This window comes from Bacillus sp. 16GRE42 (assembly GCF_019837435.1).
GTDB lineage: Bacteria > Bacillota > Bacilli > Bacillales > Bacillaceae_G > Bacillus_A > Bacillus_A wiedmannii.
Genome location: NZ_JADAXF010000002.1, coordinates 334,902 through 350,961 on the forward strand (window position 1 = coordinate 334,902; position 16,060 = coordinate 350,961).

Here is a 16,060-nt window from a genome sequence, read left to right on the forward strand (position 1 = left end):
GTTACACCTCAAATTTATAGCCTACACCCCAAACCGTTTGAATGTAGTTTCCACTTTCTCCAAGCTTCAAACGCATCGTTTTCACGTGCGTATCCACTGTTCTTGTACTTCCCGCATAATCATATCCCCATACCTTTTCCAGCAATTGTTCCCGGCTAAATACTTGTCCCGTATGTTGGCAAAGAAAATAGAGTAAATCAAACTCTTTTACTGTAAGAGAAATCGGCTCACCATCAGCCTCAATCTTCCTACTTTTTTCATTAATAAGGATCGGTCCAAACTGAATCTCCTCTTGTTGCTCTTGCTTTGTATACCGTCTTAACACAGCCTCCATACGAGCAATTAATTCTCCAGGACTAAATGGCTTTACAATATAATCATCTGCTCCCATACGTAAGCCGTTCACCCTATTCCACTCTTCACCTTTTGCTGTTAAAAATATAATTGGTACATCCGACGTTTTTCTAATTTCTTTACAAACTGAAAGTCCATCCATCTCTGGCATCATAATATCTAATACAACGAAATCATAATGATTCGTCTCTAATTTTTTTAGCGCCTCTTTTCCATTTTCAGCTTCTCCCCACTCGTATCCGAAATTATCTAAGTACATTCCAACAAGCTGCCTCATATCACTTTCATCATCTACAACTAGCACCCTATATTTACTCATTGTCCTTCCCTTCCCTCTCTATGAGTTGAAACGGCCCTTTTCCGACTTTAATTGTTTGTTTTATTTTCAAACTCTTCATATCCATGACGCACACTTCATCACTATCATAGCTTGCTATGTATCCTTCTGCTCCGCTCTTCAAAAATGCAAATGGATTCGATCCTACTTCTACAGAAGCAACCTCTTTATACGTGCTAACATCAAACTTTCTAAGCGTATTCGAACCGTGACTTAATGCAAATACATACTTATTATCCTTCGTTATATTCACAGGCATAAACGGAGCATGTAAAGAACGTACCATTTCTCCGCTCTGCAATGAATACACTAATACTTTTTCATTGACTTGATTTCCATCACCATGTCCGCCAATCCATATTTCTTTCCCACCTGGGCTAATTGTCGCTCCCGTTGATGCTGGGGGAATCATAAAGGATTGTATCACTTCTTTTTTCTTTGTATCAATGGTCGTTAGCTTCGTATCATAAAAGTTTAATACAGATAACTGGTTATCGTGCTCTACCATCGTTATTGGTCCTTTTCCTGTTGATACACTCCCTGTCTCTTTCCCTTTTATCGTAAAGAACCTTACCTTTTGAGCAGTTTGATCGGCAGCAAATAATTGTTTTTTATCCTCGGATACAATCACATTTACAATGCCTTTTCCAGTTTTATATTTGTCCACTTGCCTTCCTTCTGCTAGTGAATATACATACATGTACTCTAACTGCTTGCCATATACAAGTATGTCCTCACCGTTTGGAAGTAGTGCAACTCCTGCCATTGGTTCATTAAGTTCCCATGTCGTAATTAACTTTTTAGTTTTTTCATCAACAAAACTGATACTACCTTCTTTTATATTCGTTGTTATAATAACACTTTTCTCTTTAGCAATCGGTGTATATGAACTTCCTTGACACCCTACTAATAGAAATAAAAAACAGAGAAGAAAAACATACTTTCTCAAAAGATTCCCTCCATCTTCGGATGATTTCGTTATAATTGTAAAATAACAAATAAATGTGTGGAAAGTGTGAAATTTCCCTTTCTTACTGCATTTACGTATATAATGTACAACAAATAGAATTTGAGGTGTGCAAATTATGCTTTTTCCTGATTTAGCGAATAAAATTGTACGAGAAGTACGCAGACTAATTAAAGAAAATATTATTATCATTAATATACAAGGTGTTATTATCGCGAGTACAGATGTAGAAAGAATCGGCCAATTTCATGAAGGTGCACTCCGATGCGCGAAACAAAAGAAAACTGTCATTATTACAAAAGAAGATGAACGACGTTTGCAAGGCGTAAAGGCGGGTATGAACCTCCCCTTACTATTTCATGACGAAGTAATTGGTGTCATTGGAATTACAGGCGAACCTGAAAACATTTCACAATACGGGGAAATATTACGTAAAATGACCGAACTACTCATTCACGAAAACTACTTTTTAGAACAACTAGAACTTGAACACCGTTCTTATGAAACATTTGTCTTTGATTGGCTTCAAAATACAGACTGGTCTTCAAGCTTTCTCGATCGTGCAAAAACACTTGGTATTGATTTATATAAGAAGAAACAACTTATTTTGTTCTCTATCGATCAAAATGACACGATGCTTCAGCGTAAGATTTGGCAACACGTACGCAATCTATTAACAAAGGAGCATCTATTTGTTCGTTGGGGAAATGATCGATTCATTTTATTTACAGCCACAAACTCCAAAGAGCAAACGTATCAATTTTTAAAAAGATTAAAACAAGACTGTGAAAATTCGTTTTCTATTCCTTTATATATTGGGATTGGACAATCCGTTACACCAAGCAATATGAACTTATCGTACGAACAAGCATTACAAGCTCTTTCCGTATCACTTGAAACGAAAAAAATTGTATTTAATGAAGATTTACGTTTAGAAATGTGCTTACAAGATATTTCTGCTGAAACGCGGGAACAGTTTCTAAGGCGCACCATCGAAAACTTACTATCATCTCCTGAGCTTATGCACACTTTACGCTTATTTATTGATTATAACCAATCCTATAAACAAACAGCTGAACAATTACATATACACATTAACACATTGCATTACAGACTTAAAAAGATTGAGGAGCATACAGAACTTGACCCGAAACAATTCAAAGACTTAAACATTTTATACTTCTCGCTCCTCTTATTAGATAATCATACAAAAAATAATGATAAATTAGATTAATCCTTAGATGATTATACATAGAAAGAATCCCCCAATTTTTTTATCATTATAATGAAAGCACTGTTACAACGTTTTTTATGATGACTAAATACGTTAACAGTTTGAGGGGGATTTCCAATGTTAGAAAAGCAAATTATTCATTCATTCGTATCCATTATTGGCGAAGATAATGTAGATACATCCAATATGGGGCGTTTAACGTATAGTTATGATGCCACTCCAAACTTCCAAGCAATGCCTGATGCAGTCATTGCTCCTCGTAATACAAATGAAGTAGCTGAAGTGTTAAAGATATGTAACACTCACAACATTCCTGTATATGTTCGTGGTTCTGGAACAAACCTTTGCGCGGGGACATGTCCACTTGAAGGCGGTATCGTCCTTATCTTCCGCCATATGAATAACATTTTAGAAATTGATGAAGAGAATTTAACAATTACTGTACAAGCTGGTGTAATTACACTTGATATTATTAAAGCAGTAGAAGAAAAAGGTTTATTTTATCCACCTGATCCAAGCTCGATGAAAATTTCTACAATCGGCGGTAACATTAATGAAAACTCAGGTGGCTTACGCGGATTAAAATATGGCGTAACACGTGATTATGTGATGGGTCTTGAACTTGTCTTACCAAATGGCGATATTATTCGCACTGGCGGTAAATTAGCAAAAGATGTAGCTGGTTACGATTTAACTCGTTTATTTATCGGTTCTGAAGGAACACTTGGCGTCGTAACAGAAGCGATATTAAAACTTGTTCCTATGCCTGAAACGAAGAAAACGATGCTTGCACTATATGAAGATATTAATGAAGCTGCACATGCTGTTTCTTCTATTATTGCAAATAAAATCATTCCAGCAACACTTGAGTTTTTAGACCAGCCGACAATTGAAGTAGTAGAAGAGTTTGCACAAATCGGTTTACCAACTGATGTAAAAGCAATTTTATTAATCGAACAAGACGGTCCGCCTGAAGTTGTCAATCGAGATATTGAAAAAATGGCTAACGTTTGCCGCTCTATGAATGCAGTCGATGTTCGCATTGCAAAAAATGAAGCGGAAGCAGATGCGCTTCGGACAGCTCGCCGTAGTGCACTATCAGCACTTGCAAGATTAAAACCTACTACAATACTAGAAGATGCAACGGTACCACGCTCACAAATAGCTCCAATGGTTGAAGCGATTAATGCAATTGCAAAAAAATATAACATTCCTATTTGTACGTTTGGGCATGCTGGTGATGGCAACCTACACCCAACTTGTATGACAGATGCTCGTAATGAAGAAGAAATGCACAGGGCTGAACAAGCTTTTGCTGAAATATTTGCAAAAGCAATTGAACTTGGCGGCACGATTACTGGTGAGCATGGTGTTGGTGCGATGAAAGCTCCGTATTTAGAAATGAAATTAGGTAAAGAAGGTATTGCTGCTATGCAAGGAATTAAACAAGCCTTCGATCCAAATAACATTATGAATCCAGGCAAGATGTTCGCGAAAGACACTCGCAAAAGAGTGGTGGTTGAGCGATGACAACATTAAATAAAGAAAACATTCAAAAGGAATTTAAAGAACGATTAAGTGAAGATGAACTACTAAACTGTATGCGATGCGGTTTCTGCTTACCAACTTGCCCTACTTACATCCAATCTGGATATAAAGAATCACATTCACCACGAGGACGTATCGCATTAATGAAAGCGGTCGTTGACGGTTTAATTGAGCCAGATGAAGATGTTGAAAATACATTGAATGTTTGCCTTGGCTGCCGTGCTTGTGAACCTGTTTGTCCATCTGGTGTAAATTATGGACATTTATTAGAAGAAACTCGTGATATTATAAATCAAAATAAAAAGTTCTCGATGCCAGTGAGAGCCGTTCGTAAAGTCGTTTTTGAAGGGCTCTTCCCGCATCAAAATCGAATGAGAACATTAACAGGGTTAATCGGATTTTATCAGCGTTCTGGTTTACAAACGCTAACACATAAAACAGGGATTATGAAGTTATTCCCTGAAACACTTGCAACGATGGATCTTGTTTTACCAAAAGTCCCTAAAATGAAAGCAATGAAAGATCGTCCTGCATTTTTACCTGCTGAAAGTACGAAGAAGAAACAAGTTGCATTCTTCACAGGCTGTTTAATGGATACGATGTTTTTAGAAACAAATAACGCAACGATGAAACTTCTTCAGTTAGCTGGTTGTGATATCGTTATTCCGAAAACACAAAGTTGCTGCGGTGCATTACATGGGCATGCTGGTGAAAAGAGTGGAGCGAAAGAATTAGCGAAACGAAATATAAAAGCATTCGAAGATTTAAACATCGACTATATTATTACGAATGCAGGTGGTTGCGGAGCTTACCTCGTAGACTACGATCATCTTTTAAAAGATGATCCACAGTGGGCTGAACGCGCAAAGCAGTTTGTTTCTAAAATTAAAGATATTACTGCTATTCTAGTAGAACTAGATTTCCATAAACGGAATGACTTACGACTTCCATCGCAAATTATTACGTATCAAGACTCTTGTCATTTACGAAATGTTATGCGAACATCTTCAGAACCTCGTATGTTACTAGAAGCAATTCAAGGCGCAACATACTGTGAAATGAAAGATTCTGATCGCTGCTGTGGTTCTGCTGGTATTTACAATATTGTTCATTCAGAACTATCCATGGAATTTCTAGATTATAAAATGGACTGTGTACATGAAACAGAAGCAGCAACTATTGTTACTGCAAACCCAGGTTGCCTACTACAAATGAAATTAGGCATTGAACGAGAAGGACTTTCTCATAAAATGAGAGGAATTCATATTGTAGATTTATTATTAGAAGCAATTGAAACCAACTCGTAATAACTCGTAACATACGTAATAATAGGAAAACGGCTATCTCCTTCGTCTATGTAAAGAGATAGCCGCTTTTTTGTCCGCTACAAGATTAAGAATATGTTACTTTATTATAAAAAAGAACAACAGAAACATTACAGTTGTGTAAAAATCAATCCAGTATATTCCTCGAAAAAACGCTCAAATCATTGATACAATAGGATTCTTCATTTTCAATATAGGTACATTTATCCAAAAACCCCCTCTTAAAACGAAGTATAAAAATGCTGAAAATTCCTTTTATACTCTATGTTTCTCTTATTTTTTTCCTTTTCTTCAATTAGGATAAATTAGGTAATTTTAAAGTCTATGAATTTTTTTCCATCTTTTTTCTCGCAAATTGTATGCTACGATGAATTTGTCAGTCAGACAGGCTGTCAAAACAAATCGTGTGAAAACAAATTAAAACTTTATATAGGGGGACACACATCATGAAAAAGCGTGTTTTATTATCTGTAGCTGCTGCAACAGCTCTTACTTTAGGAGTATCATCTTTAGATGCACAAGCTGCAACTGTACAACCATCTAACATAAAGGTTCAAAATATTCAGCATTCAAAAGTGATGATGAAGCAAATGAACCAACAAGAATTACAAGCATTCTTACAATCTATGGGCGTTGAGTCATTAGCACAATGGCAACAAGGAAATTTCCAACCAAACTGCTTCATTCCTGGTCAACAACCAACTGAAAATGTTGTAACTGAGCAACCAACAGCTAAGCCAGAAACTCAAAAGCCTGCTGAGCAAAAACCAGTTGAGCAAAATCCTGCTGAAGAAGTTCAAAAACCAGAAGCTCAAAAACCAGCTGAAAACAACAATACTCAAAAACCTACTGAACAAAAACCTGCTGAGCAAAAGCCTGCTGAAGAAGCAAAATCTTTAAGCGAATTCGAACAACGTGTTGTTGAATTAACAAACGCTGAACGTGCAAAACAAGGCTTACCGGCACTAAAAATCGATACTGAATTAAGCAAAGTAGCACGTGTTAAATCTGAAGATATGCAGAAGAATAACTACTTTGATCATAACAGCCCTACATATGGGTCTCCATTTGACATGATGAAGAAATTTGGTATTTCTTATACATCTGCAGGTGAAAATATCGCTCAAGGCCAACGTACACCTGAAGAGGTAGTACAAGCTTGGATGAACAGTGCTGGACACCGTGCAAATATCTTAAATAACGGCTTCACTCACATCGGTGTTGGCTATGTAGAAAGCGGCAACTACTGGACACAACAATTTATTACGAAGTAAATAGATTAAAAGAGTCTTCTCATAATGAGAGGACTCTTTTTTACGTTTCATAACTTTCTATTATGTACGAGTACAATATGTAGAACATAAACAAAATAGAGCCACAACTTATTACACTAAGTAACACATAAAATCCCCATTTCAAGTTCAAAAACAAGGAAAACCATATACTACATGCCATCACTTGAAAAATCCGCCTACTCACTAAACGAATTTTTTGTAATTTGACTGGGTCCTTTTCCGTACTCTTAACTTTTTTAAATCCTTTACTAAGCATAAAAAGAAACAAACTAATTCCAATTGTTAGTCCTGTCTGAAAGGATATCATGCTTCCAAAATTAATAAAGAGAATGAGCAGATGGATAAACAACATAAATAAAGTAATCGTCTTTAGAAATCCACTTATAATGACATGCTCGCCTTCATTAAGCTTATATACATAATGTGAAATAATATACACGAATCCATGTAAAAAAATAATAAGACAAGGAATAAATGCTATAACAACTTGTTTACTCATAAACTCGTTTGGCTCACCATTTTCATTCCAATGTACTGCCATAAGGTTTGGTAAGTATGGATAGAGGCATAGAGTAACTAAAAGACAAACGAAAAATATTCCTAGTATATATTTATATTTGACCAAGTAATTCTCACCTCTCTTTTCTCTTAACGGCTTCGCTTCTTTTAGAGAAATTCCTGCAAGAATCTATTTTTCTCAAATTTAAACTTACACTTTATGCATTCATTCTTTGAAATTCTTTCATTGTATTATTTAATTTTATCGGAAATGGTACATCCACTTCGATCTCTTCTTTCGTAATTGGATGCAAGAAATGAATTTTCATCGCATGTAATGCTTGCCTGGACATATATTTCGTTTGTCCACCGTATAATACATCTCCAACTAATGGATTACCATGATAGCTCATATGAACACGAATTTGATGTGTTCTACCTGTTTCTAATTGTAACGTTACGAACGTAGCATTTTGTTTTTTAAAATACTTCTCTACTTTATAATATGTGATTGCTTGGTCCCCCTTTGGAGAAACACGTCGTCTCGTCGCATGATGGCGATCTCTTCCAATAGCTGCGTCAATTGTTCCTTGCTTACCTTTTACTTTCCCTTCCACAATCGCTGCATATGTTCTTTTAATTTTTCGTTCCATTAATAAACGATCCATAATTGCACCAGCAATTCTATGCTTAGCAAACACGACACCACCTGTCGTATCTTTATCTAACCGATGAATATGACGAATCTTCGTCTCTAAACCTTGCATTTGAAAATGAAAAGCAACAAGGTTTGCAAGTGTTCCCGTTCCACCTTTTTCCGCAGGATGCGTATCCATCTTCTCAGGCTTATTTACGATGAGTACGTGATCGTCTTCATATACTACATCTAATTCACCATATTGAGGCTCTACATCGTATTCTTCTTCCATAAACATATGTACTTGTAACTTATCGCCTTCTTTTAAAAGCTCATTCCATCTTTTCTGTTCTCCGTTAACGGTAATACCTTTTTCCATACGAAGCTGATGTAACAACTTTTTCGGTATTTCCCATTCTATTTTTAATAACGAATCAATACTTATGCCATTCCATTTCACTGGAACAGTAATTTCGCACCATTCGCCCTTCTTCTTCGTTTCCATACTGTATCACCTTATTTCTATTGATTCTCTCATTGTAACGGAAAACACAATTTGATGCACCGTCAAAAATAGAGGACAGTCTTATAGTAGACTGTCCCCCTCACGCTCTACGCCGTTTCATTTCCTGCAATACTTCTTCCGCTTTTTGCTCATACGATAAATCTTTAAAGAAATCCGCCAATCTTTTATAATCATTATACGTATCTAATAAGTCATCAATTTTTTCTATTTTCATCACTTGTTGTTTTTGCTTCATTTTTACCGGATAACGATAGCCTGATACTTCTTGTATTTTGTAATACTCATCCTCTACTTGAATGACCTTTACAAGTTCCTCCTCTTCCGCATCCATCGTATACCCATCAAAATCTCTAAGCAATTCATAAATGATATGAGTCCATTCATCTTTTGGATAATATCCTTTTTCTAACCGATAACCGACAATGCGATACATATGCCCATCGTTTTCTGCAAACTGTACTGTATCATTTAGCTTAAACTTAAAATAACGAAACATTGCCTTCACCTACTTATATGTAATGTTCTTATCACATACTATTTGCAAAATGTAGGTCTTGCTATTCATAAAAAAATACTCATCTATAAGATGAGTATTTTTTACGATGATTTTTCTCTTTTCTTTCGAAATGGTAACCACCAGTTCCAATCTCCAAACAGTTTCATTAAACTTGGTACAAGCATAAGACGAATAATTGTTGCATCAAGGAATATCGCTAATGCAACACCAAGCCCCATTTGCCGTACTGGTAAAATATCAGTAAAGGCGAACGCACCAGTTACAACAATCATAATTAACGCAGCTGATGTAATGATCCTACTTGTTGACACAAGTCCTTCTAACGTCGCTTGATCATTATCTCCTGTTTCTTCATATAACTCATGAATACGTGAAATAAGAAAAACTTCATAATCCATACTAAGCCCAAATACGAGACCGAAAATGAAGATTGGTAAGACAAATAGAACAGGACTCGCTTCTAAACCAAAATGCCCACCTTCAAATAACCAAACAACAATTCCAATTGTTGCGCTTAAACTAAGTATATTCATAATAATCGCCTTAATCGGAATGAGTATAGATCGGAATGCAAATAATAATATAACAAAGGTAGAGCCAAATATAACAGACATACCAATTGCAACTTTATCTTTAATTTCATCTTCTAACTCTTGTTGGAACGTCGTCATCCCACCTAAATAATACGTAACATCTGTTTCGTTATAATTTTGTTTAAAATCACGAACCCACTGTTTAGCAGTTTCAGTACGTGGTTTTGTTTTCAAAAAGATTTCTATCGTCGTCTTATTTCCTTTCGTATATGCTTCAAATATAGGAGCTAGTTTCGCAGCTTCTGGCGACTCTAACATTCCAGCAACTTGATCTGCTTTCATACCAGTTAACCCGTCGTATAAGCTTCTCACTTCATATACTTTCTTATCATCTTTTAACTTTTGAACGACTTCTTCTATCTTTTGTAAACTTTCTTTTTCTTTCATATCTTTTTTCGTCTCTACCACTAACGTAACATCAGCATGTTTTTTTGCAGTTTTATTAAATGCCTCTTCGTACTTCTCATATGCAATTCTTGTATCACTTTGTTTAGGTAGAGCTTCTACGTCAGGGAACTGCAAATTAGCTGTACGTAACGGTAATAAGCAAATAACAATAAATGTTGTAACAACAATAATCATCGCAATTGGATGTTTCATTACAAATTGTGCAAACTTACGCCACGCCTTTGCCGGCGTATGCGCTACTTGATTCTTTTTTAATATTCGTTCCCCAATTAATGACAATAACGCTGGAAGAAGTGTGAGTGAGAATAAAATACTCATAATCACAACAATCATTCCACTAATTGCGACAGACTGAATATAATCGATTTTAAAGAAAAACAAGCCGGATAATCCAACAAATACACATAATCCTGAAAATACGATAGCGCGCCCTGCTGTTTGATATGTAATTGCTATCGCTTCTTTTACCGTTCGCTTTGCAACTTCCTCTCGAAAGCGATTTACAAATAATAGTGCAAAATCAATAGATAGCGCAAGTCCGATCATCGGTGCAACATTTAACACAAAGATAGATAGTTCCTTATCGCTACCTATAAAGTATAATATGCCCATCGTACTAATAACACTAAGTGCTCCATTTACAATTGGTAAAATAGATGCCAAAAGGCTACCAAATGAAAATAGTAATACGAGAAATGCAATTGGTAACCCAATCATCTCTGCTACTTTTAAGTCATTTTGCGTTCTTTCATTAATCTCTTGATTAATTTTTGGAAATCCTGTTGGCGTTACTTTTAACGCTGCATTACTTTCCTTTTCGACTTTATCAGCAAATTGTAACGTCTTTTCCATTCGTTCCTTATTTGTTTTCCCGGAAAATAAAATTGTCGCATAGCCAATATCATCTTGTAACATTTCTTTATTTTGTATCGGGTGATGGAAAGATTCATAAGTCTCTTTCTCTTGTACATTCTTTACAATTTCCTCTACTTGCTTTTGAAATTCCTCATGTGAAACACCCTTATTTTTTTCAAAAACGAGTAGCAGTGTGTCTTGAGACCTCTTAAAATCTTTATCTAAAATTTCTTTCGTTTTTTGATAGTCCCCTTCCGTTTGGAAACCATCACCACCTAATACTCCCGGCAGCTTTGGAGCGAAAATACCAAGTGCGATCGCAAGCAATAGTAATGCTACAATTACTGTATAACGAAACTGATACAAAAAAGCGCCTAATTTCCCCCACTTATCTACTTTATTTACATTTGTTTTCACACATTTTCACCTACTTTAAATAATTCAATTGTCATTTATACTGTATCACATCTTCGTACAAACAAAAAACGTCTGGAAACACTATATTGATAGTTTTTCCAGACGTTTTTTATCTCTCTTTATTAAGTCCCAATCTCTCCGTAAGTAAACGATGGCAGTAAATCGCTATAATTAGCAAAATACCACCTACGCAATAACCAGCTAAAATATCAGTTGGATAATGTACATTTAAAATAACTCTACTTAATCCAATCGATACAATTACGATTCCCATCAAAATCGTTATAACATATTTCCCCGTTACACTCTTCAAATTTGCCGCAATGATATAAGCAAGAAATCCGAATGTCATAATAGATAACATTGCATGCCCACTAGGAAAGCTATATCCAAGCGCATCCAACGCTTCATTTAACGACGGACGCTCTCTTTTCACAATTTCTTTTATCCCTTTATTAACAAGATGTGTTATTAAAATGCCCATTGGATACACGATCATCGCAGCATAATAACGTTTTCTCCAAAAAACAAGTAAACTTATAGCCAGCGTAGTTACAATCCCGATAGCAGAACCTAATTTTGTATAGTGTGAAAAAAATGTAAGCGAACCTTCTGTTTGTAATCCTTTTACTAATGCTCGGACATATGTATCCATCACTGTAACGCCACCCGCATGTACGCGCCAAGCAACAATGCCAAATATAGCAAGTAATAAAACGATACATACTACCTCATATTGATGCAACTTCTTTTTCAAGCGATTTCCTCCTACTATGAAAAAATGCGATTTCTACTTTAGAAACCGCATTTCCTTACTTATTTACCTTTTGTTTTTAACTCTGTCCAGTAACGATCATAGTCTTTTAGCTTATCGTCTACATCAACAAGCCATTCCGTACGATCTAATTCTTCTTTCGTTAAGAAGATCATATGATTATCACGATATTCTTTACTATGAAGAGGATGAGCTTTTTCATTAGGATTACTGTATCCAATTGACTCGTAGTTTTTCACACTTACTTTTTCATCTAATAAGTAGTTCATAAACTTCTCTGCAAGCTCTTTGTTTTTCGCACCTTTTGGAATTGCTAACGTATCAGCCCAAATTGTGCCGCCTTCTTTTGGTACAACATACTCTACATCTTTATTATCTTTTGCGATAAATGCTGCATCTCCAGACCAAACTGTTCCGATCCAAGCATCTTCTGTAATGAATTTTTGTTTAATATTATCTGTATCAAATGCTAATAAGTTTGGAAGCAGCTTCTTTAAATCATCTGCTGCTGTCTTTAACTGTGTATCGTCTTTCGTGCTGTTTGAGAATCCATGCTTTTTAAGACCCATTCCTAACACTTCACGAGAATCATTTAATAAAGTTACATGCCCTTTATATTTTTCATTCCATAGGTCAGCCCAGCTTGTAGGAGCTTCTTTCACATACTTTTTATTGTATGCAATACCTGTTACACCCCAAGTATATACTAAAGAATATTTATTCTCTGAATCAAACGCCGGTGTTTTGAAGTTAGAAACCATATTTTCGATATTCGGGATATTCTTTTTGTCTAACGGCGCTAATAAATCCATTTTCGCCATTGTTTTAACCATGTAATCAGACGGCTGAATTAAATCATACTTCGCGCCACCTGCTTGTAATTTCGCAAGCATTTCTTCATTACTTGCATACTTATCATAGTTAATTTTCACGTTATATTTCTTTTCAAAATCTCTTAGCACTTGCTCATCAAAATTGTCAGCCCAGCTATAAATATTTAACTCTTCTTTCTTTTCACCACAACCAGCAAGTACACCAGCAACAAGGCTAAAGCTAATTGCTGCGCCGGCTAATCTTTTTATTAATTTCATCGGTTTATTACCTCCTCGTACTTTCTATATCGTTCGTATTATAAAGGAAGGTGTCCTCCAGAGTTTTCTTCACCATCTGCACCTTTGTTACGGAAGATTTCAGATAGAACCATTAATCCTACGATAGCCACAATTAAAATTGTAGAAAGTGCATTAATTTCTGGTGATACTCCGCGCTTAACCATACTGTAAATGTATAATGGCAATGTTGTTGATCCTGGTCCTGATACGAAGAAACTAATTACAAAATCATCAATTGATAATGTGAATGTTAATAATGCGGCTGAAACAACTCCTGGTGCAATTGCCGGGAACGTTACATAACGAAATGTTTGCCACGGCGTTGCTCCTAAATCATTGGCAGCCTCTTCTAAATCACGTCCCATTCCAGAAAGACGTGCTGCTAAAATAACGACAACAAATGAAATACTAAATGTAATGTGCGCAATAATAATTGTTGTTTTGCCAAGCTCCATACCTAATTGACTAAATAAGATAAGTAAAGATAATCCCATTAAAATATCAGGAATTAAAATTGGTAAATACACAAGACCGTTAATAGCCCCTTCATAACGATATTTATAACGATGTAATGCAATCGCGAAAATCACACCAAGAACTGTCGTTACAACCGTCGTTACGATCGCAATCGTCATACTATTTACAAACGCATCAATAACATCTTGCTTTTGAAATAAATCTGTATACCAATGGAATGTAAAACCTTCCCATTCCGCATTAATGCGAGAATCATTGAAGGAATATACCATTAAAACCATCATTGGAAAATACAAGAACAATAAAATTAACCAAGAATAAGAAACTAAAAACTTCTTCATCTTTGCCTATTCCCCTCCGTTTCCATCATATTTATATACTTTCGTTGCACGATAATATAAGTAAATTAACAGAACAGAGAATAGAACAACAATCATAGATAACGCAGATCCAAACGGCCAGTCACGCGCTCCTAAGAATTGATTTTGAATTACGTTTCCGATTAATGCTACTTTCGATCCACCCATAACGTCTGATACAACAAACATTCCGATAGAAGAAACAAACACTAAAATAGAACCAGTAGCAATCCCTGACATCGTCATTGGTACTGTTACATTCCAAAATGCCTTTGCTGGTGTTGCTCCTAAATCATAAGCTGCTTCTAGCTTACGCTTATCAAGCTGCTCAATCGCTGCATACACCGGTAAAATCATAAATGGTAATAAAGAATAGACCATTCCGAGTATTACAGAAGGTGTGTTATATAGTAAATTTAAAGGTTCACTTATAATACCTAGTTTCAATAGCAATGTGTTTACAAGACCTTGTGAACGTAAAATAACAATCCATGCGTATGAACGAACAAGGAAGTTAATCCAAAACGGGATCGTTGCCAATAATAAAAGAATGGAACGGTATTTGCGATCAACAATTGTAATTGTATAAGCAAATGGATAACCAATTACTAAACAGATTACTGTTGTAATAACTGCAATCTTAACAGTTTCCCATAACGTTCCCATGTATAGTGGATCAAACACACGAGCTATATTCTCTAACGTAAATTGCATTTCCACTGTCCCATATGCCCCGCGCTGCATAAAGGCAAATGCCAATACAAACAGAAGGGGAATTAGGAAGAAGATTAACAGCCACGCGACTGTCGGTAGTGCGAGTAATTTCCCTTTTTTCAATTTAAGGTCACCTCGTCCTCTTGCTCCCAGCCTACGTATACATTATCTCCAATGCTCCACTGCGCTGCTTCTTCAGCAGTTTGATATGCCATTAGTAATTCTGATGTTTTCTCGTCACGTACATACAGCTTTTCCATATTTCCAACAAACTCAACGTCTTCAATATGTCCAAGATGGTATTCTTTTAAAATCGGCTCTTCAACCGAACGTACCTTTACGTTTTCAGGGCGAATTGCTACATAGCCTTCCCCGTTTTTCACAATATTATTTTCACCGATAAATGTCGCAACGAACATTGTTTTCGGCTTATTGTAAATTTCTTTCGGCGTTCCAATTTGCTCAATATGTCCTTTATTCATAACGACAATACGATCACTCATGCTCATCGCTTCTTCTTGATCGTGCGTTACGTATATGAATGTAATTCCTAAATTACGTTGTAAGTTTTTCAATTCACGTTGCAAATCTTTTCTTAACTTAAAGTCTAACGCCCCAAGTGGCTCATCTAGTAATAATACACGCGGGTTATTTACAATCGCTCTCGCAATTGCTACACGCTGTTGCTGTCCACCAGAAAGCTTTGCAGGTTTACGATTACGGAACTCAAGTAACTGCGTTAAACGCATTGCCTCTTCAGCACGCTCTTTCTGCTCTGCTGCCGGTACTTTCTGCATTTTCATACCGAAACAAATATTTTTCTCCACATTCATATGTGGGAATAGCGCATAATGTTGGAACACTAAGTTCATATGACGCTTATATGGTGGCAAATCGTTAATCTTTTCATCATCTAATAAAAGATTCCCTTTAGTTGGCGTTTCAAAACCTGCGATCATGCGAAGTAACGTTGTTTTCCCGCAACCACTCGGCCCTAAAATCGTTAAAAATTCCCCTTCTTTAATGTCTAAAGAAAGAGGTGGGATAATCACTTGATTTCCAAAATGTTTTTCTACTGCTTCAACTTTAATAATCTTTTTCATTTTCCCGTC

The 16,060-nt window shown here is 36.0% G+C and carries 15 protein-coding genes; 4 read left to right on the top strand and 11 right to left on the bottom strand.

What is annotated here, in order from left to right:
- Nucleotide 1: 1 nt before the first annotated feature.
- Together ILS93_RS14045 and ILS93_RS14050 are read right to left on the bottom strand one after the other, a co-directional pair.
- A complete protein-coding gene (locus ILS93_RS14045; protein ID WP_064476740.1) occupies nt 2-673 on the bottom strand; it encodes a response regulator transcription factor in 672 nt (223 codons plus the stop codon).
- Nucleotides 666-1,640, bottom strand: a complete 975-nt coding sequence (locus ILS93_RS14050; RefSeq protein WP_064476741.1) for a hypothetical protein — start codon at nt 1,638-1,640, stop codon at nt 666-668. The genes ILS93_RS14045 and ILS93_RS14050 overlap by 8 nt, the downstream gene beginning before the upstream one ends.
- Nucleotides 1,641-1,776: 136 nt before the next feature.
- Here ILS93_RS14050 and ILS93_RS14055 point away from each other — a divergent pair, with 136 nt between their 5' ends.
- The 4 genes from ILS93_RS14055 (at nt 1,777) to ILS93_RS14070 (ending at nt 7,039) form a co-directional block, all read left to right on the top strand.
- On the top strand, nt 1,777-2,892 hold the full coding sequence (locus ILS93_RS14055) for a CdaR family transcriptional regulator (protein ID WP_222660696.1): 1,116 nt from the start codon (nt 1,777-1,779) through the stop codon (nt 2,890-2,892).
- A gap of 117 nt (nt 2,893-3,009) precedes the next feature.
- Nucleotides 3,010-4,422: a glycolate oxidase subunit GlcD gene (glcD, locus tag ILS93_RS14060; protein ID WP_222660698.1), complete on the top strand. Its 1,413-nt coding sequence runs from the start codon at nt 3,010-3,012 to the stop codon at nt 4,420-4,422.
- The gene (locus tag ILS93_RS14065) at nt 4,419-5,747 is read left to right on the top strand and encodes a (Fe-S)-binding protein (RefSeq protein WP_222660700.1); all 1,329 of its coding nucleotides are present in this window, start codon (nt 4,419-4,421) and stop codon (nt 5,745-5,747) included. Before glcD ends, ILS93_RS14065 begins: the two co-directional genes overlap by 4 nt.
- Before the next feature lie 464 nt (nt 5,748-6,211).
- Entirely contained in the window at nt 6,212-7,039 is an 828-nt protein-coding gene (locus ILS93_RS14070) for a CAP domain-containing protein (protein WP_222660702.1), read from the top strand.
- 40 nt (nt 7,040-7,079) lie between these two features.
- On the opposite strand, the gene ILS93_RS14075 is transcribed toward ILS93_RS14070, so the two are convergent.
- The 9 genes from ILS93_RS14075 to potA form a co-directional block, all read right to left on the bottom strand.
- Nucleotides 7,080-7,685 carry a DUF1648 domain-containing protein gene (locus ILS93_RS14075; protein WP_222660704.1) on the bottom strand — a complete coding sequence of 202 codons (606 nt, stop codon included), beginning with the start codon at nt 7,683-7,685 and terminating at the stop codon, nt 7,080-7,082.
- A 91-nt stretch (nt 7,686-7,776) separates the two neighbouring features.
- Entirely contained in the window at nt 7,777-8,700 is a 924-nt protein-coding gene (locus ILS93_RS14080) for an RluA family pseudouridine synthase (protein ID WP_222660706.1), read from the bottom strand.
- Nucleotides 8,701-8,800: 100 nt separating this feature from the next.
- Nucleotides 8,801-9,217, bottom strand: a complete 417-nt coding sequence (locus tag ILS93_RS14085; RefSeq protein ID WP_222660708.1) for a histidinol dehydrogenase — start codon at nt 9,215-9,217, stop codon at nt 8,801-8,803.
- Nucleotides 9,218-9,318: 101 nt separating this feature from the next.
- Nucleotides 9,319-11,511, bottom strand: coding sequence for an MMPL family transporter (locus ILS93_RS14090; protein ID WP_222660710.1), 2,193 nt, complete (start codon nt 11,509-11,511; stop codon nt 9,319-9,321).
- A 109-nt stretch (nt 11,512-11,620) separates the two neighbouring features.
- Nucleotides 11,621-12,268, bottom strand: a complete 648-nt coding sequence (locus ILS93_RS14095) for a phosphatase PAP2 family protein (protein ID WP_222660712.1) — start codon at nt 12,266-12,268, stop codon at nt 11,621-11,623.
- A gap of 59 nt (nt 12,269-12,327) precedes the next feature.
- Nucleotides 12,328-13,377 (bottom strand): spermidine/putrescine ABC transporter substrate-binding protein PotD, encoded by a 1,050-nt coding sequence (gene potD / locus ILS93_RS14100; protein ID WP_222660714.1) that lies wholly within the window; start codon nt 13,375-13,377, stop codon nt 12,328-12,330.
- Nucleotides 13,378-13,415: 38 nt separating this feature from the next.
- Nucleotides 13,416-14,216, bottom strand: a complete 801-nt coding sequence (gene potC, locus ILS93_RS14105) for a spermidine/putrescine ABC transporter permease PotC (RefSeq protein WP_064476751.1) — start codon at nt 14,214-14,216, stop codon at nt 13,416-13,418.
- 6 nt (nt 14,217-14,222) lie between these two features.
- Nucleotides 14,223-15,071 (bottom strand): spermidine/putrescine ABC transporter permease PotB, encoded by an 849-nt coding sequence (gene potB, locus ILS93_RS14110; protein ID WP_000715495.1) that lies wholly within the window; start codon nt 15,069-15,071, stop codon nt 14,223-14,225.
- Nucleotides 15,068-16,051 (bottom strand): spermidine/putrescine ABC transporter ATP-binding protein PotA, encoded by a 984-nt coding sequence (potA, locus tag ILS93_RS14115; RefSeq protein WP_000720323.1) that lies wholly within the window; start codon nt 16,049-16,051, stop codon nt 15,068-15,070. The genes potB and potA overlap by 4 nt, the downstream gene beginning before the upstream one ends.
- Nucleotides 16,052-16,060 lie beyond the last annotated feature (9 nt).